This is a genomic window from Chelatococcus sp. KU-N122, assembly GCF_055391085.1.
Genome location: NZ_AP043981.1, coordinates 7,164,128 through 7,187,073, shown reverse-complemented (window position 1 = coordinate 7,187,073; position 22,946 = coordinate 7,164,128). Strand labels below are relative to the sequence as shown.

Annotated in this window: 17 protein-coding genes and 2 pseudogenes; 14 read left to right on the top strand and 5 right to left on the bottom strand. The window is 70.7% G+C overall.

The window, feature by feature from the left end; all coding sequences use genetic code 11:
• Window positions 1–182 precede the first annotated feature (182 nt).
• The 10 genes from ACZ5PO_RS32505 (at window position 183) to ACZ5PO_RS32460 (ending at window position 12,722) form a co-directional block, all read left to right on the top strand.
• A complete protein-coding gene (locus ACZ5PO_RS32505) occupies window positions 183–1,472 on the top strand; it encodes an aromatic ring-hydroxylating oxygenase subunit alpha (protein ID WP_464186724.1) in 1,290 nt (429 codons plus the stop codon).
• Between the two features lie 60 nt (window positions 1,473–1,532).
• A complete protein-coding gene (locus ACZ5PO_RS32500) occupies window positions 1,533–2,822 on the top strand; it encodes an aromatic ring-hydroxylating oxygenase subunit alpha (protein ID WP_464186723.1) in 1,290 nt (429 codons plus the stop codon).
• Window positions 2,823–2,832: 10 nt separating this feature from the next.
• On the top strand, window positions 2,833–3,336 hold the full coding sequence (locus ACZ5PO_RS32495) for an aromatic-ring-hydroxylating dioxygenase subunit beta (RefSeq protein ID WP_464186722.1): 504 nt from the start codon (window positions 2,833–2,835) through the stop codon (window positions 3,334–3,336).
• 8 nt (window positions 3,337–3,344) lie between these two features.
• On the top strand, window positions 3,345–4,148 hold the full coding sequence (locus ACZ5PO_RS32490) for an SDR family oxidoreductase (RefSeq protein ID WP_464186721.1): 804 nt from the start codon (window positions 3,345–3,347) through the stop codon (window positions 4,146–4,148).
• Window positions 4,149–4,159: 11 nt separating this feature from the next.
• Complete coding sequence (locus ACZ5PO_RS32485) at window positions 4,160–4,471, top strand: non-heme iron oxygenase ferredoxin subunit (RefSeq protein WP_464186720.1); 312 nt, start codon at window positions 4,160–4,162, stop codon at window positions 4,469–4,471.
• A gap of 25 nt (window positions 4,472–4,496) precedes the next feature.
• The gene (locus ACZ5PO_RS32480; protein ID WP_464186718.1) at window positions 4,497–5,294 is read left to right on the top strand and encodes a TetR/AcrR family transcriptional regulator; all 798 of its coding nucleotides are present in this window, start codon (window positions 4,497–4,499) and stop codon (window positions 5,292–5,294) included.
• Window positions 5,212–6,075 carry a VOC family protein gene (locus tag ACZ5PO_RS32475; protein WP_464186717.1) on the top strand — a complete coding sequence of 288 codons (864 nt, stop codon included), beginning with the start codon at window positions 5,212–5,214 and terminating at the stop codon, window positions 6,073–6,075. The genes ACZ5PO_RS32480 and ACZ5PO_RS32475 overlap by 83 nt, the downstream gene beginning before the upstream one ends.
• Window positions 6,076–6,097: 22 nt before the next feature.
• Window positions 6,098–6,949, top strand: coding sequence for a VOC family protein (locus tag ACZ5PO_RS32470; RefSeq protein WP_464186715.1), 852 nt, complete (start codon window positions 6,098–6,100; stop codon window positions 6,947–6,949).
• A gap of 107 nt (window positions 6,950–7,056) precedes the next feature.
• The gene (locus ACZ5PO_RS32465; protein WP_464186714.1) at window positions 7,057–11,136 is read left to right on the top strand and encodes a hypothetical protein; all 4,080 of its coding nucleotides are present in this window, start codon (window positions 7,057–7,059) and stop codon (window positions 11,134–11,136) included.
• Entirely contained in the window at window positions 11,136–12,722 is a 1,587-nt protein-coding gene (locus tag ACZ5PO_RS32460; protein ID WP_464186713.1) for a hypothetical protein, read from the top strand. The genes ACZ5PO_RS32465 and ACZ5PO_RS32460 overlap by 1 nt, the downstream gene beginning before the upstream one ends.
• Window positions 12,723–12,731: 9 nt before the next feature.
• Here the strand turns inward: ACZ5PO_RS32460 and ACZ5PO_RS32455 are convergent, their stop codons facing one another.
• The 5 genes and pseudogenes from ACZ5PO_RS32455 to ACZ5PO_RS32435 form a co-directional block, all read right to left on the bottom strand.
• Window positions 12,732–13,925, bottom strand: a complete 1,194-nt coding sequence (locus tag ACZ5PO_RS32455; protein WP_464186710.1) for an MFS transporter — start codon at window positions 13,923–13,925, stop codon at window positions 12,732–12,734.
• A pseudogene (gene arsB / locus ACZ5PO_RS32450) lies at window positions 13,915–14,981 on the bottom strand (ACR3 family arsenite efflux transporter). The gene ACZ5PO_RS32455 and the pseudogene arsB overlap by 11 nt, the downstream one beginning before the upstream one ends.
• Window positions 14,982–14,987: 6 nt before the next feature.
• Window positions 14,988–15,413 (bottom strand): arsenate reductase (glutaredoxin), encoded by a 426-nt coding sequence (gene arsC, locus ACZ5PO_RS32445; RefSeq protein ID WP_464186708.1) that lies wholly within the window; start codon window positions 15,411–15,413, stop codon window positions 14,988–14,990.
• Window positions 15,414–15,421: 8 nt separating this feature from the next.
• Complete coding sequence (locus tag ACZ5PO_RS32440) at window positions 15,422–15,949, bottom strand: arsenate reductase ArsC (RefSeq protein ID WP_464186707.1); 528 nt, start codon at window positions 15,947–15,949, stop codon at window positions 15,422–15,424.
• Window positions 15,942–16,307 carry an ArsR/SmtB family transcription factor gene (locus ACZ5PO_RS32435; protein ID WP_464186705.1) on the bottom strand — a complete coding sequence of 122 codons (366 nt, stop codon included), beginning with the start codon at window positions 16,305–16,307 and terminating at the stop codon, window positions 15,942–15,944. Before ACZ5PO_RS32435 ends, ACZ5PO_RS32440 begins: the two co-directional genes overlap by 8 nt.
• A 48-nt stretch (window positions 16,308–16,355) precedes the next feature.
• Between ACZ5PO_RS32435 and arsH the strand changes: the two genes are divergently transcribed.
• The 4 genes and pseudogenes from arsH to ACZ5PO_RS32415 all read left to right on the top strand — a co-directional run bounded on the left by arsH (window position 16,356) and on the right by ACZ5PO_RS32415 (window position 22,928).
• Complete coding sequence (arsH, locus tag ACZ5PO_RS32430) at window positions 16,356–17,159, top strand: arsenical resistance protein ArsH (RefSeq protein WP_464186703.1); 804 nt, start codon at window positions 16,356–16,358, stop codon at window positions 17,157–17,159.
• 572 nt (window positions 17,160–17,731) lie between these two features.
• Window positions 17,732–19,405, top strand: coding sequence for an efflux RND transporter periplasmic adaptor subunit (locus ACZ5PO_RS32425; protein ID WP_464186701.1), 1,674 nt, complete (start codon window positions 17,732–17,734; stop codon window positions 19,403–19,405).
• An 11-nt stretch (window positions 19,406–19,416) separates the two neighbouring features.
• Window positions 19,417–22,549 (top strand): annotated as a pseudogene (locus ACZ5PO_RS32420) (efflux RND transporter permease subunit).
• 16 nt (window positions 22,550–22,565) lie between these two features.
• On the top strand, window positions 22,566–22,928 hold the full coding sequence (locus tag ACZ5PO_RS32415) for a hypothetical protein (RefSeq protein WP_464186699.1): 363 nt from the start codon (window positions 22,566–22,568) through the stop codon (window positions 22,926–22,928).
• The last annotated feature ends 18 nt before the right edge of the window (window positions 22,929–22,946 follow it).

Genomic DNA, 22,946 nt, shown 5'->3' with positions numbered 1-22,946 from the left:
ACAAGGTGCATTGTTTTTAATGTGGCTGTCAAGACGTCAGCGAGCGCGCCGTCGCCGGTCCTCGCCAGTGGGAGAAACGCCGATCTGGTCGCCCGCATGCGCCGTTCGTTTCCGGGCTGGGAGAGCCCGCCCGACGATCCGCGGCCCGGGTTCACGGCCTGAAGAAGCTGAGGGAGGACATCATGGAACGCGGTGAGCAGCCTGCCATCTGGGTCGACGAGCGCCAGCAATTCTTCAAGGTGGCGCGGCGCAACTTCGTCGATCAGGAGATCTGGCAGGCGGAGAAGGAGCGTATCTTCGAGCGCTGTTGGCTCTACCTCGGCCATGAGTCGGAGCTGCCCAAGCCCGGCGATTTCCTGACCCGGGTCGTTGCCGGTCGCAGCATCCTGTTCACCCGCGACAGCAAGGGTGAGCTCCGGGCGCTGCTCAACACCTGTCCGCACCGCGGTGCCCAGGTCTGCCGCGAGCGCAAGGGCAGCGCCAAGTCGTTCCAGTGCTTCTACCATGGCTGGGTGTTCGGCGCCGACGGCAAGCTGCGCAGCCAGCCAGGCGAGGCCTCCTACGCGGAGGGCTTCAAGAACCGCGAATCGTCGAACATGACGCCGGTGCCGCGCTTCGAGAGCTACCGCGGCTTCAACTTCGTCTGCTTCGATCGCAACGTCGCGCCGCTCGACGCGTACCTCGCCGGCGCCAAGGAATATCTGGATATCGTCTGCGACCAATCCGAAGCCGGTATGGTCATCGTTTCGGGAAGCCAGGAATATTCGATCCGGGCGAACTGGAAGCTGCTCACGGAGAACAGCATCGACGGCTACCATGCGTCCACGACGCACGCGACCTACTTCGACTACCTGATGAATTCGACCGGGAGCACGACACAGGTGCCGGTCGCCGGCGTCGGCCGCGATCTCGGCAACGGCCATGCCGTCGTCGAGGGGACGGCGCCGTGGGGCCGTCCGATCGCGCAATGGATTCCGGCCTGGGGCGAGGAGGGGCGCAAGGAGGTCGATGCGGTCTACAGCCGGCTGGTGGCGCTCTACGGCGAAGCGCGCGCCAACCGCATCGCCCGGATGAACCGCAACCTGTTCATCTTTCCCAACCTGGTCATCAACGACATCATGGCGATTACGGTGCGCACCTACTATCCGCAGGCGCCCGATTACATGCTGATCAACGCCTGGGCCCTGGCGCCGAGGGACGAAAGCGCCCGCGCGCGCAAGGACCGGCTGCTCAACTTCCTCGAGTTCCTGGGGCCCGGCGGCTTTGCCACGCCGGATGACGTCGAGGCGCTGGAGCACTGCCAGCGCGGCTTCGCCAACAACAAGGAGGCGGAGTGGAACGACATCTCCAAGGGCATGGGCAAGGATCAGCCCGCCGCCGATGACGAGCTGCAGATGCGGGCGTTCTGGACACAGTGGAACAAGCAGATGTTCCCGGCGCCGGTTCCCGCCAGACGCGTCGCCGCAGCGTAGGCGATGAGCCAAACGCTTACAGAGTGCGCGTTTCAATTATTGACGTAGAGAGGACGGACGATGGAACGAGGCGAACAGCCTGCAATCCTGGTCGACGAACGGCAGCAGACCTTCAAGGTGGCGCGGCGCAACTTCGTCGATCCCGAGATCTGGAGGGCGGAGAAGGAGCGTATCTTCGAACGCTGCTGGCTCTACCTGGGGCATGAGTCGGAATTGCCCAAGCCGGGGGATTTCGTGACCCGTCTCGTCGCCGGCCGCAGCATCCTGTTCACCCGCGACAGCAAGGGCCAGCTGCACGCCCTGCTCAACACCTGCCCGCATCGCGGCGCCCAGGTCTGCCGCGAGCGCAAGGGCAGCGCCAAGTCGTTCCAGTGCTTCTACCACGGCTGGGTGTTCGGCGCCGACGGCAAGCTGCGCAGCCAGCCCGGCGAGGCCTCGTATGCGGAGGGCTTCAAGAACCGCGAATCGTCCAACATGACACCGGTGCCGCGCTTCGAGAGCTACCGCGGCTTCAATTTCGTCTGCTTCGACCGCAACATCGAGCCGCTGGTCGACTATCTGGCCGGCGCCAAGGAGTTCCTCGATCTGGTTTGCGACCAGTCGGAGTCCGGCATGTCGATCGTCGCCGGAACGCAGGAGTATTCGATCCGGGCGAACTGGAAGCTGCTCACCGAGAACAGCATCGACGGCTACCACGCCACCACCACCCACGCGACCTACTTCGATTACCTCATGAACACCACGGACGGCATGAGTGCCGGTGGCCGCGGCGGCGTGGGCCTCGATCTCGGCAACGGCCACGCGGTGCTCGAGTACGGGGCGCCGTGGGGTCGTCCGGTAGCACAGTGGATCCCGGCCTGGGGGGAAGAGGGGCGGGCGGAGATCGACCGGCTCTATGCCCGGCTGGTCGCCGATTTCGGTGAGGAGCGGGCCAAGCGCATCGCGCACAAGAACCGCAATTTGTTCATCTTCCCCAACCTGGTGGTCAACGACATCATGGCCACCACCGTGCGCACCTATTATCCGGTGGCGCCCGACTACATGACGATCAACGCCTGGGCGCTGGCGCCCAACCAGGAGAGCGCCTGGGCCCGCAAGTTCCGCCTCTACAACTTCCTCGAGTTCCTCGGCCCCGGCGGCTTCGCTACGCCCGACGACGCCGAGGCGCTGGAGCATTGCCAGCGCGGCTTCGCCAACAACAGGGAAGCCGCGTGGAACGACATCTCCAAGGGCATGGGCAAGGCGCGACCGTCCCACGACGACGAGCTGCAGATGCGGGCGTTCTGGACGCAGTGGAACAACCGCATGTTCCCGCCGCCGCTCGTGAACAAGACCCAGGCCGCGGCGTGAGGAGGGCGACATGACTGTAACCGCAACCACAACCCGTGTGACCCGGGCCGAGGTCGAGGACTTCCTGTTCGCCGAGGCCGACCTGCTCGACCAGTGGCGGCTGCCCGAGTGGCTCGGCCTGTTCACCGACGACGCCACCTACGAGGTGCCCTGCACCGACCTGCCGGCCGACGCCCGCTCGGACGAGAGCCTGTTCTACATCGCCGACGACCGCTTCCGCCTGGGCGAGCGCGTCAAGCGGCTGATGAAGCGCACGGCTCACGCCGAGTTCCCGCATTCCAAGACGCGGCGCCTGATCGGCAACGTGCGGGTCCTGGCCCAGCAGGGTGAGCAGGTCGACGCCAAGGCGGTGTTCGCCACCTACCGCAGCAAGGACGGCGTCACCGATCTCTATGTCGGCACGGCCTATTACGAACTGGTCGCCACCGACGACGGCCTGCGCATCCGCTCCAGGCGCTGCGTGCTCGACAGCGACAGCCTGCGGCCGAGCGGCCGCATCTCGATCGTGCTGTGAGGCCGGCCATGGCAGACGCACAGCGCAGTGAAGCAGCGCCGGCGCGGGGCCGGCCGCTCGAGGGGCGCATCGCGCTGGTCACCGGCGCGGCCGGCGGCATCGGCGCGGCCATCGCGCGGCGGCTGGCGGCGGACGGGGCGCGGCTGGTGCTGGCCGACGTGCCCGGCTCGGCCGTGACCGATGTGGCGGCGGCCATCGCCGACGCCGGCCACGGCCACGGCCGCCCGGTGGTGGAGACCGGCGACCTGGCGCAGGAGGAGGCGGCGGGCCGCCTCGTCGCCGCCGCGGTCGCGGCGCACGGCGGCCTCGACATCCTGGTGAACAACGCCGGCGGCGGCATCATCAAGCCGTTCCTGAGCCATACGCCGGAGACGCTGCGGACGACCATCGACCGCAATCTGTGGACGACGCTGTGGTGCACCTGGCACGCCATCCCGGTGATGAAGGCCCGGGGCTACGGCCGCATCGTCAACATCGGGGCCGACTCGGTGCGCAACGGGCTGTGGGACCATGCCGCCTACAACGCCGCCAAGGGCGGGGTGCACGCGCTGGCCTCGGGGCTGGCGCGGGAGTTCGCGGCCGACGGCATCACGGTGAACGTGGTGGCGCCGTGCATCGTGGAGACGCCGCAGGTGACGGCGGCGCGCCAGACCGCGCCGGAATTCGTCGACAAGTTCGTGAGCGTGGTGCCGCTGGGGCGGCCCGGGTCGCTGGCGGAGGTGGCGTCGATGGTGGCGTACCTGGCGTCCGAGGAGGCGTCGTTCGTGACCGGGCAGGTGATCAGCGTCAACGGCGGCAGCACGATGCAATGACGATCGCGGCGATGGACAGAGTGCATATCGGCAAGGTGTCGGACTATCCGGCCGGCGAGATCCGTCCGGCGGAGCTGTCCGACGGGACGGCGCTCGCGGTCTACAACGTGGACGGCCGCCTCTACGCGACGGCGGACCTGTGCACGCACGGCGAGGCGTCGCTGTCGGAGGAGGGGATTCTCACCGGGTGCACGGTGGAATGCCCGTGGCACTTCGGCACCTTCGATGTCACCAATGGCCGTGCCACGGCCATGCCGTGTACCATCCCGTTGAAGACCTACGCGGTCGAAATCGTCGACGAGGATGTGTATGTCCAGGCCTAGGGTGCCGCGGCCCGAAGCCTGGCCCATGGCCGAGCCCGTCGTCCCGGCGGCGCGCGCCGTGCTGCCCGCGGGAGCAGACGGCGACCGGGGCGGGCGGCCGCGGCGCACCCAGGCGGAGCGCCGCGAGACGACGCAGAAGAAGGTGCTGGACGCGACCATCCAGCTGCTGCGGCGGCGCGGCTACGGCGGCCTGCGCACCAGCGAGGTGGCGGAGCTGGCCGGCGTCTCGCGCGGCGCCCAGCTGCACCACTTTCCGACCAAGCATGACTTGGTCGTCGCCGCGCTCCGGCACCTGAACGAGACGGCGGCGGCTCGGAGCCGCAAGCGTGCCCGGACGGCGCAGACCGGCGGCGACGTCGTCGGCGCGATCATCGCCGACGCGCACGACTTCTTCTTCAGCGATTCCTTCTTCATCCAGCTTGCCGTCACCTTGGGTGACGAGGCGGAAAGCTTGCGCGAGGAGACGCTGCACCTGTCCCGGGCGAACCGCTTCGCCGTCGAGGTGGCGTGGTGCGAGGCGCTGGTCGCGGCCGGCGTGCCACCCAGGCTCGCCGGCGACGTGGTGGCGCTGACCATCAGTATCGTCAGGGGCTTTGCCATCCGCGCCCTCATCGAGGACGACCCGGAGCGCTTCAGTCACCTCTACGAGGTCTGGCGCAAGATCATCGGTCAGCATCTGGCAGCTTATCTCCGGCCGAAGCCGGCCGCCGACAGACAAGCACAAGACAAGGAGATGAATGTTGGGCACGATCAGGATCGTCCAGCTGTGCTACGTTCGCCTGGGCACCGACGACCTCGAAGCGAGCGCCCGCTTCGCGACTGAGATCCTCGGCCTCGAGCGCGTCGCCGGCCGTGCCGGCGACATCGTCTTCCGCTCCGACCAGCGCGCCCACACGCTGGCCCTCTCCGGCGACGGGGGCTCCGCCATCGGCGTCGAGCTCGACGACGAGGCCGCCCTCGACGCCGCCGCCGCCGCCCTGGAGCGGGCCGGTCATGCCTGCCGCGAGGCCTCGGCGGAGGAGTGCGAGCGCCGTTTCGTGCGCCGCGCCCTGATCTGCGCCACCGGCCAGGGCACCGCCGTGGACCTCGTGCTGCGCCCCGCCGTCAGCGGCCGCCGCTACTTCGGCAGCCGCGACGCCGGCATCACCGGCCTGCAATGCGTCGGCCTGCGCAGCACCGACCTCGCCCGCGATACCGCCTTCTGGACCGCCATCCTCGGCGCCACGGTCAGCGACCGGGCCGGCGACGTCACCTACCTGCAGCTCGACGACGCCCATCACCGCATCGCCCTCTATCCCGCCGCCCGGCCCGGCATCCTCTACGTCACCTACGGCGTCGAGAGCTTCGATGCGGTGATGCAGAGCCACTACTTCCTCCAGGAGCACCAGGTGCGCGTCGTGCACGGCCCGGGGCGCGAGGCCGCCTCGGGCCAGGTGTTCGTGCGCTTCACCGCGCCCGACGGCCAGATGTTCGCCTACGGCTACGGCATGACCGACATCGACCCGCGCCGGCACCGGGCGCGCCAGTTCGCCGCCGAGCCGACCTCGCTCTGCGCCTGGGGCAGCACCAGCGACCTGCCCGAGCTGGCGCTCGCCGGCGCCTGACCCGACACCAAGGAGATCCCCCATGATCGAGCTCAAGGACGTCAGCTACGCCCGCCTGGGCGCGCCGGACCTGGAGCAGGCCGAGGCGTTCGCGACGCGCTGCCTCGGCCTGCAGGTGGCGGAGCGGACGGGCAAGGCGCTCTACCTGCGCTCCGACGACCGCGCCCACACGCTGTGCTACTTCGAGGGCGATCCCCAGGACCAGACCGTGGCCTTCGAGATCGAGGACCAGGGCCAGCTCGACGCGGCCGCCGGCACGCTGGAGGCGCTCGGCCACCCCGTGCACCTGGGCACCGACGGCGAGTGCGCGGCGCGCAAGGTCAAGGCCTTCATCGCCTTCAAGGACCCGACCGGCAACCAGATCGAGCTGGTGGTGCGGCCCGACCGCAGCGGCCGGCGCTACTTCCCGACGCGCGATGCCGGCATCACCGGCTTCAGCCACATCGGGCTGAACACCACCGACCCCAGGCGCGACGAGCGCTTCTGGACCCAGGTGTGCAACGCCCGCGTCAGCGACCGCATCGGCGACATCGCCTTGATGCGGGTGAATGCGATCCACCACACCATGGCGCTGGCGCCGGGGTCCGGCCCCGGCATCCAGCACATCAACCACCAGGTGACCAGCAACGACGACGTGCTGCGCTCGTTCTACCATCTGTCGGAGCAGAACGTGCCGATCGTGTTCGGGCCAGGCCGGCATCCGACCTCGGGCGCCCGCTTCCTCTACTTCCTCGGCCCCAACAACATGGTGTTCGAATACTCCGTCGGCGTCGACGAGATCGAGGACGAGGCCACCCACCGCCCCCGCCAGTTCGGCTTCGAGCCCTCAAGCCTCTGCATGTGGGGCTCCAAATCGAGCATGCCGCGGCGCTGAGCGGCCGGTCGAGCCCGAATTGACAGCGGCGACGGCCGCTCCCTATTGTTTCGGTTAAGTAACGGCCGGGCGCTCCCGCTCCCGAGTCCCGAAACAGGGGGAGCATCATGCCGGCAGCCGGGCTCAGCGGCTCCGTCCTCAGCGCGGGTGTCGACTACCGGGCCGGGGACTGGGCGGCGGTCGCCGCCGGCGGTTCGCTCGACTTCGATCTTTCGGCTGAGCTCAACCGCGGCTTCGACCTGGCGCTCGGCGCCGAGGCTCTGGTCTCGATCGACGCCGCCCTGAGCCGCTTCCTCGCCGCCGACCTGACCGGCGAAGCGCATGCGGCGGCGCGCGTGCGCGCCCAGGTGCAGATGCCGCTCGACCTGTTCGGTGAGTTCGGCCTCGCCGTGCGGCTGCAGGCGATCGCCGAAGCGGCGGCTGCCGTCGATCTCGCCATCGGCCTTTCGGTCCGCGATTTCATCGCCCTCGCCGAGCAGGACCCGCGATTGCAGGGACTGGGCGCCCGCGTGCTGCGGGTACTGCTCGAGGAGGCCGTCGTCCAAGGCGGTGTCAAGGCCAAGGTCGCGGCCTCCGCTATGGCCTACGCGGGGCTGTCGCTCACCGGCACCCTGGTCGCTGCCGGCGGCGCGGCGCCTGGCTTCACCGTCGCGGCGGAGGCCGGTCTGGGGCTCAAAGCCGGGGCGGGCTATCGAGTCTATGCGCAGTTCGCCGTCGCCGAGCCGCGGCGGCTGGTGCGGCGCGCCGTCGACCTGACCGTGGACGAGGCGCTGGACGAGCTGCTGCGGGCTGCCCCGGCAGCCGACCAGGCGCTGCTGCGTAACCTGGGCGTCCCCACCAAGATCGCCTTCCGGGCCTGCCTGGAGACCGGCTTCGCTTTGGCCCAGACCAGCGTCTTCGACGCCGCGTCGGCTGCCATCCTGGCGCAGCGCTGCGTGCAGGTGTCGCTGGAGGAGGCGCAGCGCGGCGTGCTCGCGGCCATCCACGACGCCGCCGACGCAGCCATGCGGGCGAGTTTTGCCGCCGCGGCGCTGCCGCAGCAGGTCTGGCGGGCGCTGCGGCCGCAGCGGCTGGCGCTCGCCGCGCGCCTGCGCGCGCTGCCGGACAACCCCTTCGACGTCGACGCCGCGGGTACCGTCCGCGCCGCCTGGGCCGATGCCTTCGACGCGGGCGCCGCCCTCGTCGCCGCGGCCGCGGCCCGCCACCCGCCGGCAGCGCGGCTGGCGGAGCCGGTGGCCCAGCTCTGGGCCGCGACCGAGCTGCTGCTGGCGCTGGTCGAGCGCATATCGGTGGCTTCGGCGCGCGCCTCGGTCATCGGTCTGGCGCCGACGGCGGTGGCGCAGGCCTTCACCGGCCCGGTGCCGCAGCCGCCGCCCCTCATCGCCGACGCGATCCGCGCCGCGCTCGGCAGCGGCGCGTCCGGGCAGCTGGCGCGGGAGCACCTGGTCGCCTTCCTGCTGCGGCCGGCGATCGTCGATCCGCTGCTCGCGGCTCGGCCCGAGCTGCGCGCCGTCATCGCCCTGTTCCGCGCGGCCGGCGTCGGCGAGGCGCAGACGCTGCAGCTGATCTTCGCCAATGCCAACGCCATCGGCCTGGGCGGCCAGCCCGACCCCGAGGCGGCGCTGGTGGTCATCCTGGACGGCTTGCGCCGGCTGCTCGACCAGACCATCGGCCGCGACCTGCGGCCGGCGCTCGAGCGCGCGCTGGCACGCGCACCGGAGTGGGTGCGGCCGTATGTCGACGAGGTCATGCTGCCCGGCCTGACGTTCGCCGTAAACACCATCCTGGTCGCGGTGGGCGACGGGGTGCGGCGGGGCGCCGTGGCGCCCAAGCCGCTGCGCGAGGCCTGCTCGTGCGTGGTCTTCCAGCTCCTCGGCCGGTCGCTGGTGGTGTCGGCCGATGCGCTCTCCAACTATGCGCTCGATCGGGTCGGCGGGGCGCTCAGGGATCTCGCGGCCCATGCCAACGATGGGGGCGGCCCGGTGCAGGTGCTGGCGCGGCTCACCGGCATCGATCGGGCGGCGCTGGCCGAGCTTGCCGCCGAGATGCTGGACATCGCCGCCGACGTCTTCGCGCCCCTGCCGGGCGATCAGCGCGCGCACCTGCGTGGGCTCTGCTTCGAGGCGCTCGATGTCGCGCCTGGGGCGGCCGGTACGGATCTGCTGGCGTCGCTCGCCAACAGCGCCTTCGTGCCCAACGCCGAAGCGGCGACGGCCCTGGCGCTGGAGTTCGGCGGGTTGGTCGCCGGCCGCGTCGGCCACGCCGTGGCGCTGCTCCTGGAGCGAGCCGCGCGCGCTGCGCTCGACGCGCTGCAGGCGGCCATTGCGGCGGTCGAGGCCGAAGCCCGCGCCTGGCTGGCGGAGCTCGATGGGCTCGTCGATGCGCTGGCGGAGCAACTGCGAGCGCTCGAGCGCGAGCTCGCCCAGCGCCTCGCCGAAGCGGAGGCGGCGTGGAACCGCTGCCTCGACTCTGCGCTCGACCTGCTCGGCCGCCTCGATCGGCGCAGCGGCCGGGACGATCTGCGGGCGGCGCTGGTGAACATGGCCTACGAGGCCGGCAAGCGGGTCCTCAGCGGCATCGGCGTCTATCAGCACCTGCCGAGCGGCGCCCGCCGTGCCGCCCGCGCCGCGCTGAACCAGGCGGTCGAGGCCTTGATCGACAACGCCATCGCCGACGACGTGCTCGACGCGGTCGCCGCCGTCGCCCAGGGCGTGGAAGGGCTGGTCGCCGATCTGCGCGCCATCGACCCGGCGGACGATGTGGCCGAGGCAGTGATGGAGCTGCTGCTCGACCGCCTCGATGACGCGGTGCGCGACCGGCTCGGTCCGCGGCCCGGCCTCGATCTGGAGCTGCGCATCCATGTCGGCGTCGACATTCGCATCCCGCTCGGGCGCATCGATCTGCCCGCCGACGACATCGTCGATGCCCTGCGCGCGGCGGTGCGCAATATCGGCGCCGTCCGTAACGCGGTCGACGGGTTGGCCCACGACGTGGCCGAGCTGCTGGGCCTGGACGCGTTGCTGGACGAGACGGCGGACGAGCGTGACGGCGTCGCAGCCGCCCACGGCCGCGCCAAGGCAACCGCTGGCGAGGCGCGGCTCGTCGCTCCGGCCATCACGATCGTGGCCCCCGGTCCCGGCGCCACGGCGCGCCGCGAAGGCTCTCAGGAACCCGTCGTGGCCGAATTCAGCCTGAGCGGGGTGCCGCGCTCCTATCTCGGCCTCGACGCCGGAGACTTGCCGCGCGTGCTCGTCTTCGTCAACGAGGCGCCGGTCACCATTGCCGCTGCCGCCGTCAGCGAGGCGCCGGTCGGCATCGCCGCGGCCGTCGCCCCGCTCCTAGGCGGGCGAAGCACGGCGGTGCGTGCGGCCACCATCAGCCGCGGCGCCAGTGCGGCGAGCGCCGTCGCCGGTCGCGGCGCCAAAGGCTCGGTCGGCAGCCCTCGCTCCGGTGCGGCAGCCCTGCGCGGCGCCGGCCTCGTCGGAGGGATCGGCGCCCAGCTTGCGACGTTGTCGCACGAGGGCCGCATCGGCCAACTGCCGGGGCTCGTCGGGCGCGAGCCGGCCGCTACGGAGCCCATGGCGGCCTTGCGGGTTCGCCTGGCGCTGCCGCCTGAGGCGCTCCTGACCGGGCCCAATACGCTGACCATCGCTGTCGTCGACGGCGACGCGACGCGGCGCTGCACCGCCTCCGTCTGTTTCCTCGTCCCGGAGGCCGGCAACCTGCGCCAGCGGGCGCCTGGCGGTAACGCCATCGCCGCGCCCGGCCGGCCACGGCCGGATTTCGTCCGCGATTTCAGCGGGCTCGGCCCACTTGCCGCGTCGCCGGTCCGTCCCGCAGCGGCGGCAGGGGGCGCCCCCCTTGGTGCCGACAGGCCGGTCCCGGCGCGATTGCCGCGGCTCGCTCCGGCGATCACGGCAGACATCGTCCGCAAGCCGACCAAGCCGGCCGTCCGACGACCACCGAGCGCTCCCACGCAGGCGATCGCCGGCGTGCGGCTCGAGCGCGAGCGGCTGGCGACGGCGGCCAGAGGGCAGGCGGCGCTCGCCGGGCGGAATGGCGAGGTGCTGCTGCTGTTGCGCCGGGCCCGTGACGATGCGGCGCTGCTCGGCGCCCGCCGCAAGGCGCGCGACGCGCGTGCCGCAGCCTTGCGCCAGGCGGCCGTCGTCCGTGGGGGAGGGGCGTGATGGCGGTTCTGCTGGCCCTGGCGCAGTTCCTGGAAGCGGAGACGCTGGGCGTGCCGTCGCCGGTGCCGGCCGGCATGATGAGCGCGACCGCCCGGAGCCCGCAGGCGGTCGGGCTGCTGCTCATCGCCAACGGCTACCAGAGCTGGAAACTGCCGGCGCTGCTCGGCCTCGGCAACGGCGTCGCCATCCTGCGGCCCGACGGCAGCGTGCGCCATGGCGCCCCTGCCGTCGACACCGGCATCGAGCCCGACGAGCTCCTGGTGTTTCCGCCGCCGGACCGAGCCAATGCGGCAACGCGGCAGGAATGGCAGCGGCTGGCCAACGCGGAGGCGCGCGACTACGTCCTGATCTCGGGCACCGATGCCTTCGGCCGGCGGGCCGCCGGCTTCTACGGCGTCATGCCCGCGACGGTCGCCATCAACGAACCGGCGACGACGGTGCAATGGCTCATCGCCGGGCTCAACGCCCGGGTCGCGACCGCGCAAGCCGCGACCCGGCTCGACGTCGCCGCGCCGGTGCGCAATGTCGTCCTGGTCGCACATGGCAGCTACGGCGGCCGCCTGCAGCTCAGCACGGACGACAGTGTTGTCCTCGACTATGCCCGGCTGAAGCAGCAGCTCGGCTCGCCCGCCGGCGATGCCTGGCGGCTCGACGCCGCGGCCTTCGACCCGCGCCCGGTGGTCGCCGGCGGCCGCGCCCCGGCACGCGTGGTCATCGTCGGCTGCAACATCGGCCGGGCCGATGGCTTCACCGCCGCGCTGCGCCAACTGCTGAACGTCGACGAGCTCGCGGCCATGCGCCATTTCGTGGGGATGTGGCCGGGACCGGACGGCAAGACCTTCACGCTCTTCGTCATGCTCGACCTGCGGGTGGCGCGGCCGCAGCGGCTCGCCAATGCAGCTGCTGTCATTGCCGCCCTCAACGGCGCCGGGCTCCAGGACCTCGACGGCCGGCCCGTCGCGCTGGGCGCAGCCGACCTGACGCTCGCCGATGGGCTGCTGCATCGCAAGGCGCTCCCCGACGGCCGCCCGGCCCCTCGGGAGCCCGGCTTCGACGAGCGGGTCGAGCACGTCGATGCCGGCGCGGTCGCGAGCTATGACGTGCCGCTGGTCGGGGCCGCCGGCTTCGGCAACGCCCCGCTCGGGCCACGCTATCGCTACGTCAAGCAGCGCCTGCTGGCGGCGCCGCGCCGGCTCGGAGGCGATCCCGGCAGCGACGCGGGGCGGTTGGCCGCGGCGCTCGCCGATCTCAAGTCCATGGACCTGCACGACGCGGCGTTCCCGATCTGGACGCGCTGGTCGGAGCCGGACGAGGCGCGCTTCGCCGCGACCTGGGACTGGCAGTTCAAAGCGGTGCGCGGCGGCTTCACCTACCAGCCGATCCGCCACGAATACCGGCTGCTGTACCCGGCGACGTGGCGCCGGCCCGGCGACGGCCATCGCCTGCTGGTGGCGCAAGTGGCGACGTCCAGGCAAGGCCTCGGCCCCGACATGCGCATGACCGAGCTCGGCCAGCTCGCCGCCGACGGTTTCCCGCCGCCCGGCAGCGCCGTCTACGATCGGTTGTTCAGCACCGTGAAGCGGTAGGCCGATGGCTCAGCGCGCCCGCCACAGCGCTGCCACCAGTCCGACATTGGCGAGGGCGAGCACGGCGAGCAGGCCGAACAGGGTGTCGGCGCCGCCGTGCGTGAGAACGAAGGCGCCGAGCAGCGGCGCGAGGGCCGCCGCGACCAGGTTGGGCCGGGCGAGGCGGCCGAGGAGCGGCGCGTAGCGCTCGGGGCCGAACAGCGCCAGCGGCACGGTCCCACGCGCGATCGAATAGATGCCGTTGCCGGCGCCGTAGAGGATCAGCGCCAAGGCGACGGCGGGGAGGCCGAACGCCAGCATCAGCACGCCGATGGCGACCAGCGCCATGGCCGCCGTCAACGTCCACAGCGGATGATGACGCCCGCCGCCGGCCATCTCGATCAGGCGCGCGCCGACCTGCGACGGGCCGATGAGGGCGCCGAAGCTGACCGCCGATGCCAGGGGGACGCCTCGCGCCTGCAGCAGCGTGAGCAGGTGGACGGAGACCAGGGTCATGACGGTGCTGCCCAACGTCAGGACGCCGGCCATCAGCACGAACGCCCGCCGTTCGCCCGGCCGCAGCGCCGTGCTGGCGGCGGCGGCCGCAGACGTTTCGGCCTGACGGGCCGGCTCCGGCGGGATGAGGACGGCGATCAGCGGCAGTGATACGCCGATCTGCAGAGCCGCATAGGCGAGGCACGCCCCGCGCCAGCCCACGTGCTCGACAAGTATGGCCGACAGGGGCCAACTGACCGTGCTGGCGAATCCGCCCCACAGGGTCAGCGTCGTGATCGCCGGCCGCGCCGCCGCGCCGTAGAGCCGGCCGAGGGTGGCGAAGGCCGCGTCATAGAGGCCCGTCCCCATGCCGAGGCCGAGCAGCACCCAGCCCGCCACATAGATCGGGAGCGACGGCGCCGAGCCGAGCACGACGAGGCCGATCGCCAGGAAAATGGCCGACGCGGCCAGCACGGGCCGGCCACCGTAGCGGCCGATGAGAATGCCGACCTTGGGCGACACCACGCCGGCAGCCAGCAGGCCGACCGACAGGCCGCCGACGATCCAGGCAAGCGGCCAGCCGGTGTCCGCCGCGATCGGCTTGGCCAGCACCGCCAGCAGGTAGAATGACGAGCCCCAGGCGAGGATCTGCACCACGCCGAGGGCGCTGACCACAGCGAGGCGATGGTGGCGCGCGATGGCGTCGGCCGGGGACGCGTCAGGCTTCACGCGACGCCGGGCGCGCGCGGCCTTTCGTTCGCATGGCGCCGCGCTCGTACCAGCCGCGGCTGTGATTGACGATCCAGACCACGCTCAGCATCACCGGCACCTCGATCAGCACACCGACGACCGTCGCCAGCGCCGCCCCGAGTTGAAGCCGAACAGGCTGATGGCCGCCGCCACGGCCAGCTCGAAGAAGTTGGAGGCGCCGATCAGGGCCGACGGCCCGGCCACGCAGTGCTCCTCGCCGGCCATGCGGTTCAACAAATAGGCCAACCCCGCGTTGGCATAAACCTGGATCAGGATCGGCACGGCGAGCAGCGCGATCACCAGCGGCTGTGCCAGGATCTGCTCGCCCTGGAAGCCGAACAGCAGCACCAGCGTGGCCAGCAGCGCCACGAGAGATACCGGTCCGAGGGTCTTGAGCAACCGATCGAGGGCCTGCTGGCCGCCCGCGGCCAGCAATTGCCGGCGCAGGAGTTGCGCCACGATGACCGGAATGACGATGTACAGCACCACCGAGAGCACCAGCGTGCCCCAGGGGACCGTGATGGCCGATAGGCCGAGCAGCAGCCCGACGATCGGCGCGAACGCCACCACCATGATGGCATCGTTGAGCGCCACCTGGCTCAGCGTGAAGTGCGGCTCGCCGCGCGTCAGGTTGGACCAGACGAACACCATGGCCGTGCACGGCGCCGCGGCGAGGATGATGAGGCCGGCGATGTAGCTGCCCACCTGATCGGCTGGCAGGTAGGGCCGGAACAGCCAGCCGATGAACAGCCAGCCGAGCAGGGCCATGGAGAACGGCTTCACGGCCCAATTGATCAGCAGCGTCACACCGATGCCGCGCCAGTGGCGGCCGACCTGGCCGAGCGCGGCGAAGTCGATCTTGAGCAGCATCGGGATGACCATCAGCCAGATCAGCACGGCGACGGGCAGATTGACCTTGGCGATCTCGGCCGCGCCGACGGCATGGAAGACACCCGGCATCAGATGGCCGAGCGCCACGCCGGCGACGATGCACAGCGCGACCCACAGGGTCAGGTAGCGTTCGAAGCTGGACATGCGGGCTTATCCGATCGCGACGCGGCGGCCGTGCTCGTCGACCACGCGCTCGCCGTCTTCCTTGACGAGCTCGCCCTGCTGCGGCGGCAGCAGATCGAGCACCAGCTCGGACGGACGGCAGAGCCGCACGCCCATGGGCGTCACCACGAGCGGCCGGTTGACGAGGATCGGGTGCGCCATCATCGCGTCGAGCAATTGATCGTCGCTCAGCGACGGATCGGCGAGGCCAAGCTCGGCAAAGGGCGTGCCCTTTTCGCGCAGCACCTGGCATACGCTCAGGCCGGCGCGCTGGATCAACTGGCGCAGCAGCAGGCGCGTCGGGGGATCCTTGAGGTAGTGGATGATGTGCGGCTCGATGCCGGCATTGCGGATCATCGCCAGCGTGTTGCGCGAGGTGCCGCAGTCTGGGTTGTGATAGATGATGACGTCCACGGCCGGCCTCATGCCACATTGGGCCGCGGGGACGAGGCCCCCGGCAATTGGCCGATTTCGCGAAGCTTGGCGTTCAGGGCCAGGCCGTCGAGTGACCGCAGGGGCAGGTTCGCGAAGGCGTTGATGCGGTTCTTGAGGTAACGAAGCGCCGTGACGAAGGCCGTTTCCCTCTCAAGGTCCGTGCCCTCGACCGCTGCGGGATCTTCGATGCCCCAATGCGCCGTCACCGGCTGACCGGGCCAAAGGGGGCAGGCCTCTCCGGCGGCGTTGTCGCAGACGGTGAAGACGAAATCCATCACCGGGGCGCCGGGCGCGGCGAACACCTCCCAGGACTTCGATGCAAGTCCTTCGGTCGGATACCCGGCCCGTTCGAGCACCTTGAGGGCGAATGGGTTGACCTGTCCCTTCGGCTGGCTGCCGGCCGAATAGACGCGGAAGCGGCCGGCTCCGTCCTTGCTCAGAACGGCCTCGGCAATGATCGATCGGGCCGAATTGCCCGTGCAGAGGAACAGCACGTTGAAGACGTGATCAGGCATGGGTGCGCTCCGGATCGGGGGTGCAGTTGCAGGCCGACAGCGCGGCGACGGCCGGGGCGCAGACCTCCGGGTGGCCCTGGCAGCAATCGCGCATCAGGAACTCCACCAGGCCGGACAGCGCCGTGAACACCACGCTGTAGATGATCGAACGGGATTGCCGGCGCGAGCGGATGAGACCGGCGTGCTCCAGCTCCTTCAGATGAAACGACAGGTTGGAGGTCGACACGCCGAGCGCGTCGGCGATGGCACCGGCCGCCAGACCCTCGGGTCCCGCCATCACCAGGATGCGAACCAGGCGCAGGCGCGTCTCCTGAGAGAGGGCTGCGAAGGCGGCGAGAGCTTGCTGTTCGTCGATCATCGATTTAATATCTCAATTGATTTTGAATCATTAAATGAAAGTATGCCCATGAGCAAGCCCCTTCCGAGCGTGGCCGACGGTCTGCCCAACGTGGTCGACGCCGTGTTCCAGGTGCCGACGCGCGAAGGTGTGCACGCTGCGGTGCCGTTCGCGCATCCGCCGCGGTTCCTGATCCTCTACGGCTCGCTGCGGTCGCGCTCGTTCAGTCGCTTCCTGGCCCACGAGGCGGCGCGGCTGTTGGAGCGCATGGGCGGCGAGGTCCGCATCTACGATGCCCACGGCCTGCCGCTGCCCGACGACAGCACTGCCGATCATCCCAAGGTGCAGGAGCTGCGCACCCTCTCGCTCTGGTCGGAAGGGCAGGTCTGGGTCAGCCCTGAGCGCCACGGCAACCTGACCGGAGTCATGAAAAGCCAGATCGACTGGCTGCCGCTGAGCGAGGGCTCGGTGCGGCCGACCCAGGGGCGCACGCTCGCAGTCATGCAGGTGTCCGGCGGTTCGCAGTCGTTCAACGCGGTGAACTCCCTGCGCGTGCTCGGCCGCTGGATGCGCATGCTCACCATCCCCAACCAATCCTCGGTGCCGATGGCGTTCAAGGAGTTCGACGAGGCCGGACGGATGAAGCTGGGGCCACTCTACGATCGCGTCGTCGATGTCTGCGAGGAACTGATCAAGTTCACGCTGCTGACGCGCGAGCGGGCGGGCTACCTGGTCGACCGCTACAGCGAGCGCAAGGAGCGCGCGCCGGAGGGCTGGAGCTCGATCGGCGCCACCATGGAGATCGTTCCGGCCGAGCCGAAGGATCGGCCGGACAGCTCCGGAGGTTCGGCGCCGGCATCGGGGCCGCGGTGAACCAGTAGATCCGCCGGCGTCCCAGCATCCGGACCTATTCGCCGTCCTCCGCGAAATATGCTAGGCCTTCGGCCGATGGCATTCCACCGGCCTTTCCTGCGGCTCTTGGCGCTGGCAATCGTGATGATTGCCGCGAGCCTTGTGCCGACGCTGGCCGAAGCGCATGCCGGACATGGCGAACCGGGTCACGCAGTCCGCGTGACGCCAGCGTCACCTGTTGCAGCAGTAGCCGGTGATTCGCTGTCCTCAACCGTGCCGCCGGCACAGGTCGAGGGCGTCTTCGTACGGTCGGCCGCCGGCGCCCCGTCCGACGCAACGGGTTGCAGCGGCCTCTGCTGCGGCATCGGCGCGGCCTGCTGTTCGCTCGCCACGCTTCCCGTTGCCACCGGCATGTGGCTGCCGGCGAGCAGAAGGTGCGTCGTCGCTTGGATGGCGGACCCCCCGCACCCCGGCGTCACTCCCGAAGCCCTCCCCGAACCTCCTCGATCCTTCGCCTGACACCGGCGTTCCGAGGGCCCGCACTGGCGGTGTCCTGACGGAACGCCTTTGTTCAACGGCAAGGGATTCCAGACATGCATGCGAGATTTGCCGCGGCGCTGCGCGCCGTGGCGTTGGGCGCCGCCCTGTTCGCGGGGGCGGCGGCGGCCCACGAGGGGCATGATCACGCCGAGACCGCTGCACCCGGCCCGCTCGTCGCAACGCCGCGCGGCGAGGCCGCCAGCGCGACAGCCGAGCTGGTCGCGGCGGTGCGCGACGGTGTGCTGTCGGTCTACCTGGATCGGTTCGCCAGCAACGAGCCGATCGAAGGGGCGAGCGTCACCCTCGAGGCACCCGATGGGCCGGTGACGCTCAAGACCGACGCCGGCGGCAGCTATACAGCTCCGGTCCCCTGGCTCGCAGCGCCCGGCCGGCACGACCTGCTGTTCACCCTTGCCATCGACGGGGCGGCCGACGTGCTGCCGGTCACGATCATCGTTCCGGGGGCGCCCGGCGAGGTGTCGGCGGCGCCAGCGACGGCACCACGTTGGCGCGAGCGTCTCACCCACCCCGACCCGACGCTGCTCGGCGTTGCCGCGCTCGCCTTCGCGTTCGGTGTCGCCGCGACCGTCCTGGCCCGCCGGCGGCGCGCTGCGCCCGCCGTCGCGATGCTGGCGCTGGTCGCCCTGCTCGTGGCGACGACCGCGTTCGCGCACGAGGGAGACGATCACGGCAACGGTCGCAGCGCACCGCCGTCGACGGCGATGGACAGCGATCTACCTCAGCGCCAGCCGGACGGCGGCGTGTTCGTGCCGAAGCCGGTCCAGCGCATTCTCGCCATCCGCACCGTCGTCACCGAGGCGGCGAGCTACGGCCGCATCACCGAGCTGCCAGGACGCATCGTCCCCGACCCTAACGCGAGCGGCGTGGTGCAGTCGTCGGTCGGTGGCCGCCTCTCGGCACCGAGCGGCGGGTTTCCGCGGCTCGGCACGGCGGTCAGGACAGGCGCCGTGCTCGCCTACGTGACGCCGCCGGTGCAGCGGGTCGACGTGTCGGACATGCGCCAGCGTCAGGGTGAGCTGGATCAGCAGATCGCTACGGTGGAGCGGCGGGTCGAGCGCTATCGACGGCTGGTCGGCTCCGGCGCGGTCGCTCAGGTCCAGCTCGACGACGCCATGGACGAGCTGCGGGGCCTGCGCGATCGACGGGCGGCGCTCGACACGGCGCGGCAAGAGCCGGAGCCGCTGGTTGCGCCCGTCGACGGCGTCATCGCGGAGTCGACCGCGGTGGCCGGCCAGATGGCGGCGCCCGGCGCCGTGGTGTTCCAGATCATCGATCCGAAGCGCCTTTGGGTCGAAGCCCTCAGCTTCGACGCAGTGGCCGGCACCGGCGCGGCGACGGCCCGCCTGGCGGATGGCCGTACGCTTCAGCTCGTCTATCAGGGGGCCGGGCTGGCCGACCGCAATCAGGCTGTCCCGATCCAGTTCGCCGTCCGTGGCGAGACGTCCGGGCTGCGCATCGGCCAGTTCGTCACCGTGCAGATCGCCTCGCCCGTGCAGGCGCAGGGGCTGGCGCTGCCCCGCGCCAGCGTCGTCCGCAGCAGCGGCGGCCAGGAGGTCGTCTACGAGCATGTCGCGGCGGAGCGCTTCGCGGCTCGCCCGGTGCGGACGACACCGATCGACGGCAACCGGGTGCTGATCGAGGCCGGGCTGCCGCCCGGCAAGCGGATCGTGACCCAGGGGGCCGAGCTCCTCGACCAGGTGCGCTGAGGAGGGCGGCCATGTTCACGTTTCTGGTCACCCAATCGCTTCGCAACCGGATGCTCGTGCTGGCGGCTGCGGCCGCGCTCGTCGTCTTCGGCGCTTTGACGGCGGCGCGGCTGCCCGTCGACGTCTTTCCCGACCTGAACCGGCCGACGGTCACCATCATGACCGAGGCCGAAGGCTATGCGCCACCGGAGGTGGAGCAATTGGTCACCTTTCCCATCGAGACCCAGATGAACGGCGTTCCGGGCGTGACCCGGGTGAGGTCGGTGTCCGGTGTCGGCCTCTCGGTCATCTACGTCGAGTTCGACTGGGATACCGACATCTACCGCAACCGCCAGCAGGTCGCGGAGCGCCTGGCGCAGGTGCGCAGCCAGTTGCCGCCGAACGCGGTGCCGCAGATGGGGCCGATCAGCTCGATCATGGGCCAGATCGTCATGGTCGCCGTCACCAGCGACCGGGCCTCTCCCATGGAGGTGCGTGAGATCGCCGATTTCGTCATCCGTCCTCGCCTGCTGACGATCCCCGGTGTCGCCCAGGTGATCCCCATGGGGGGCGAGGTGCGCCAGTACCGGGTGAGCCCGGACCCGACGGCGGTGCGCGCGCTGGGGCTGACCTACGACCAGATCGAGAAGGCCCTGGGCCAGTTCGGCGTGAACGCAGGCGGCGGCTTCACCGACCAGAATGCGCGCGAATACCTGATCCGCAACATCGGCCGCACGACGCGCCTCGACGACCTGCGCAACATCGTGGTGGCCGCCACGGCCAAGGGGCCGGTCTACCTGCGCCAGGTGGCCGACGTCGCCTTCGCCGCCAAGAGCAAGCGGGGCGACGCCGGCTACAACGGTGCTCCCGCCGTCATCGTGTCGGTCGAGAAGCAGCCGGACGTCGACACCGTCAAGCTGACGGGCGAGGTCGAACGCGCCCTGCGGGAGATCACCGCCGGAACGCCGGGCCTGGACGCCGATCAGATCGTGTTCAGGCAGGCGGACTTCATCGAGACCTCGATCCGCAACCTGGAACGCGTGCTGGTCGAGGCGGTGCTCGTCGTCGCGGTCGTGCTGTTCGCGTTTCTGCTCAACGTGCGCACCACGGCGATCTCGCTGACGGCAATCCCGGTCTCGGTGCTCGCGACGGCGGTGGTGTTCCACATCGCCGGGCTCTCCATCAACACGATGACGCTCGGCGGCCTCGCCATCGCCATCGGCGAGCTGGTCGACGACGCGGTCGTCGACGTGGAGAACATCTTCCGCCGGCTGCGCGAGAACCGCGAGCAGGGCCATCCGCGCTCCGTCTTCGCCGTGGTGGTCGGCGCCTCGCAGGAGGTGCGCTCCGGCATCGTCTACGCCACCGTCATCATCGTGCTGGTGTTCGTGCCGCTGTTCGCCCTCTCGGGCATTGAGGGCCGCCTCTTCGCCCCCTTGGGCAAGCCTACATCATCTCGATCCTGTGCAGCCTGCTGGTGTCGATCACGCTGACGCCGGTCATGGCCTACTACCTGTTGCCGTCGCTCAAGCGGCTGGACGAGCATGACAGCGGCCTGGTGCGCTGGCTGAAAGCGCGCAACGCGAGCCTGCTCCAGCGCGCCTTTCGACATCAGGGCCTGCTGTTCGGAGCCGTCGGGCTCGCCGTCGCGGCCGCGGCGACGGCAGCGCTCCAGCTGCCGCGCGCGTTCCTGCCCCCTTCAACGAGGGCTCGTTCACCATCAACATGACGTTCAACCCGGGGATCTCGCTCGCCGAGTCGAACCGGGTCGGGCTCATCGCCGAGCGACTGCTCGCCGCCGTCCCCGAAGTGGCGGCCGTCGGGCGCCGCACGGGCAGGGCGGAGCTCGACGAGCACGCCGAGGGCGTCCACTCGTCGGATCTCGAGGTGGCGCTCAAGCCCGGCGGGCGCCCCAAGCCGGAGGTCGTCGCGGACCTGCGCCGCCGCCTGGCCGTGCTGCCCGTGTCGGTGAACGTGGGGCAGCCCATCTCGCACCGACTCGACCACATGCTGTCGGGCGTGCGCGCCGAGATCGCGCTCAAGATCTTCGGCGACGACCTCGACACACTGCGGACGCTCGCCGAAGACCTGCGCGGCCGCCTGGCCCGCATCCCGGGCCTCGTCGACCTTCAGGTCGAAAAGCAGGTCCGCATCCCGCAGCTGGACATCCAGGTGGACTATGGGCGGGCTGCCCTCTACGGCGTCCCGCCCGCGACCATCGTCGAGCAGCTGAGCAGCCTCTCCAACGGCCGCGCCGTCTCCACGGTCGTCGACGGCAACCGCCGCTTCGACGTCACCATCCGCCTGCCCGAACGGCTGCGGACGACGCAAGGCCTCGGCGACCTCCTGATCGAAACCCCGTCCGGATGGGTGCCCGCCCGCCGGCTCGCCGACATCCGCGAGACCAGCGGCCCCAACCAGATCCTGCGGGAGAATGCCCGCCGCCGTCTGGTCGTGCAGGCCAATACCGACGGCCGCAGCGACATGGCGGAGATCGCCGCGCAGATCCGCCGGCAGATCGCCGCCGCGCAACTGCCGCCGGGCTATTCGGCGAGCCTGGAGGGGACCTTCCAGGCGCAGGAGGACGCGAGCCGGACCATCGGCGCGCTCTCGGCGCTGTCGCTCGTGCTCATCTTCGCCATCCTCTACAGCCGCTATCGTTCGGCGGCGCTCGCCCTGATCATCATGGGCAACGTGCCGCTGGCGCTGATCGGCAGCGTCGCCGCCCTCTGGCTGGCGGGGCAGCCGCTGTCGGTAGCCTCGATGATCGGGTTCATCACGCTGACCGGCATCGCCACCCGCAACGGCATCCTCAAGATCAGCCACACGCTCAACCTGGCGCTGCACGAAGGCGTGCCGTTCGGCCGCGACCTCGTCGTGCGCGGCAGCCTCGAACGGCTGACGCCGGTGCTCATGACGGCGCTGTCGGCGGGCGTCGCCTTGGTGCCGCTGCTCGTCGGCGCCGACGCGCCGGGGAAGGAGATCCTGCACCCGGTGGCGGTCACGATCTTCGGCGGCCTGATCTCCGCCACGCTGCTCGACGCGTTCCTGACGCCCGTCCTGTTCTTCCGGTTCGGCCGCAAGCCGCTCGAGCGCCTTCGTTCCACCCAACCCCCAGCCTCGGCCGGAGAGAGCGCCGCGACGGCTCCGGCCGAGGCATTTTGAACAGGAGAAGCCTTCCATGAAGATCGCACCGATCGCGCTTGCCATCATGATCGCCGCGGGCCCGGCGGCCGCCCACGACATCGCCCATGGCCCGAACGGCGGCCGTGTGGCGGAGGCCGGGGCGTATCACGTCGAGCTGGTGGCGAAGGGGCCTTCGCTCGAAGCCTTCGTCACCGACGCTGACGCGAAGCCTGTTGCACCACGGGGATTCAAGGGTGTCGCCCTGCTGGTGGTGGACGGCAAGGCCCAGCGCATTCCGCTCGCGCCGGAGGGGGGGCGGCTTGCGGGGCAGGCGCAAATCCCGCTCCCGCCAGCTCCGAAGGGCGCCGTGCAGCTCATTGCTCCGGACGGACAGACAGCCAGCGCCCGCTACGATTAAGCGCAGCGGGGCGGCCTC

Bases quoted from the DNA above. Each gene is read 5' to 3' on its own strand.
- ACZ5PO_RS32485 (WP_464186720.1), top strand. From the start codon at position 4,160: ATGGACAGAGTGCATATCGGCAAGGTGTCGGACTATCCGGCCGGCGAG.
- ACZ5PO_RS32460 (WP_464186713.1), top strand. From the start codon at position 11,136: ATGGCGGTTCTGCTGGCCCTGGCGCAGTTCCTGGAAGCGGAGACGCTG.
- arsH (WP_464186703.1), top strand. From the start codon at position 16,356: ATGAGCAAGCCCCTTCCGAGCGTGGCCGACGGTCTGCCCAACGTGGTC.
- ACZ5PO_RS32495 (WP_464186722.1), top strand. From the start codon at position 2,833: ATGACTGTAACCGCAACCACAACCCGTGTGACCCGGGCCGAGGTCGAG.
- ACZ5PO_RS32490 (WP_464186721.1), top strand. From the start codon at position 3,345: ATGGCAGACGCACAGCGCAGTGAAGCAGCGCCGGCGCGGGGCCGGCCG.
- ACZ5PO_RS32470 (WP_464186715.1), top strand. From the start codon at position 6,098: ATGATCGAGCTCAAGGACGTCAGCTACGCCCGCCTGGGCGCGCCGGAC.
- ACZ5PO_RS32440 (WP_464186707.1), bottom strand. From the start codon at position 15,949: ATGCCTGATCACGTCTTCAACGTGCTGTTCCTCTGCACGGGCAATTCG.
- ACZ5PO_RS32505 (WP_464186724.1), top strand. From the start codon at position 183: ATGGAACGCGGTGAGCAGCCTGCCATCTGGGTCGACGAGCGCCAGCAA.
- ACZ5PO_RS32465 (WP_464186714.1), top strand. From the start codon at position 7,057: ATGCCGGCAGCCGGGCTCAGCGGCTCCGTCCTCAGCGCGGGTGTCGAC.
- ACZ5PO_RS32425 (WP_464186701.1), top strand. From the start codon at position 17,732: ATGCATGCGAGATTTGCCGCGGCGCTGCGCGCCGTGGCGTTGGGCGCC.
- ACZ5PO_RS32500 (WP_464186723.1), top strand. From the start codon at position 1,533: ATGGAACGAGGCGAACAGCCTGCAATCCTGGTCGACGAACGGCAGCAG.
- ACZ5PO_RS32435 (WP_464186705.1), bottom strand. From the start codon at position 16,307: ATGATCGACGAACAGCAAGCTCTCGCCGCCTTCGCAGCCCTCTCTCAG.
- ACZ5PO_RS32480 (WP_464186718.1), top strand. From the start codon at position 4,497: ATGGCCGAGCCCGTCGTCCCGGCGGCGCGCGCCGTGCTGCCCGCGGGA.
- ACZ5PO_RS32415 (WP_464186699.1), top strand. From the start codon at position 22,566: ATGAAGATCGCACCGATCGCGCTTGCCATCATGATCGCCGCGGGCCCG.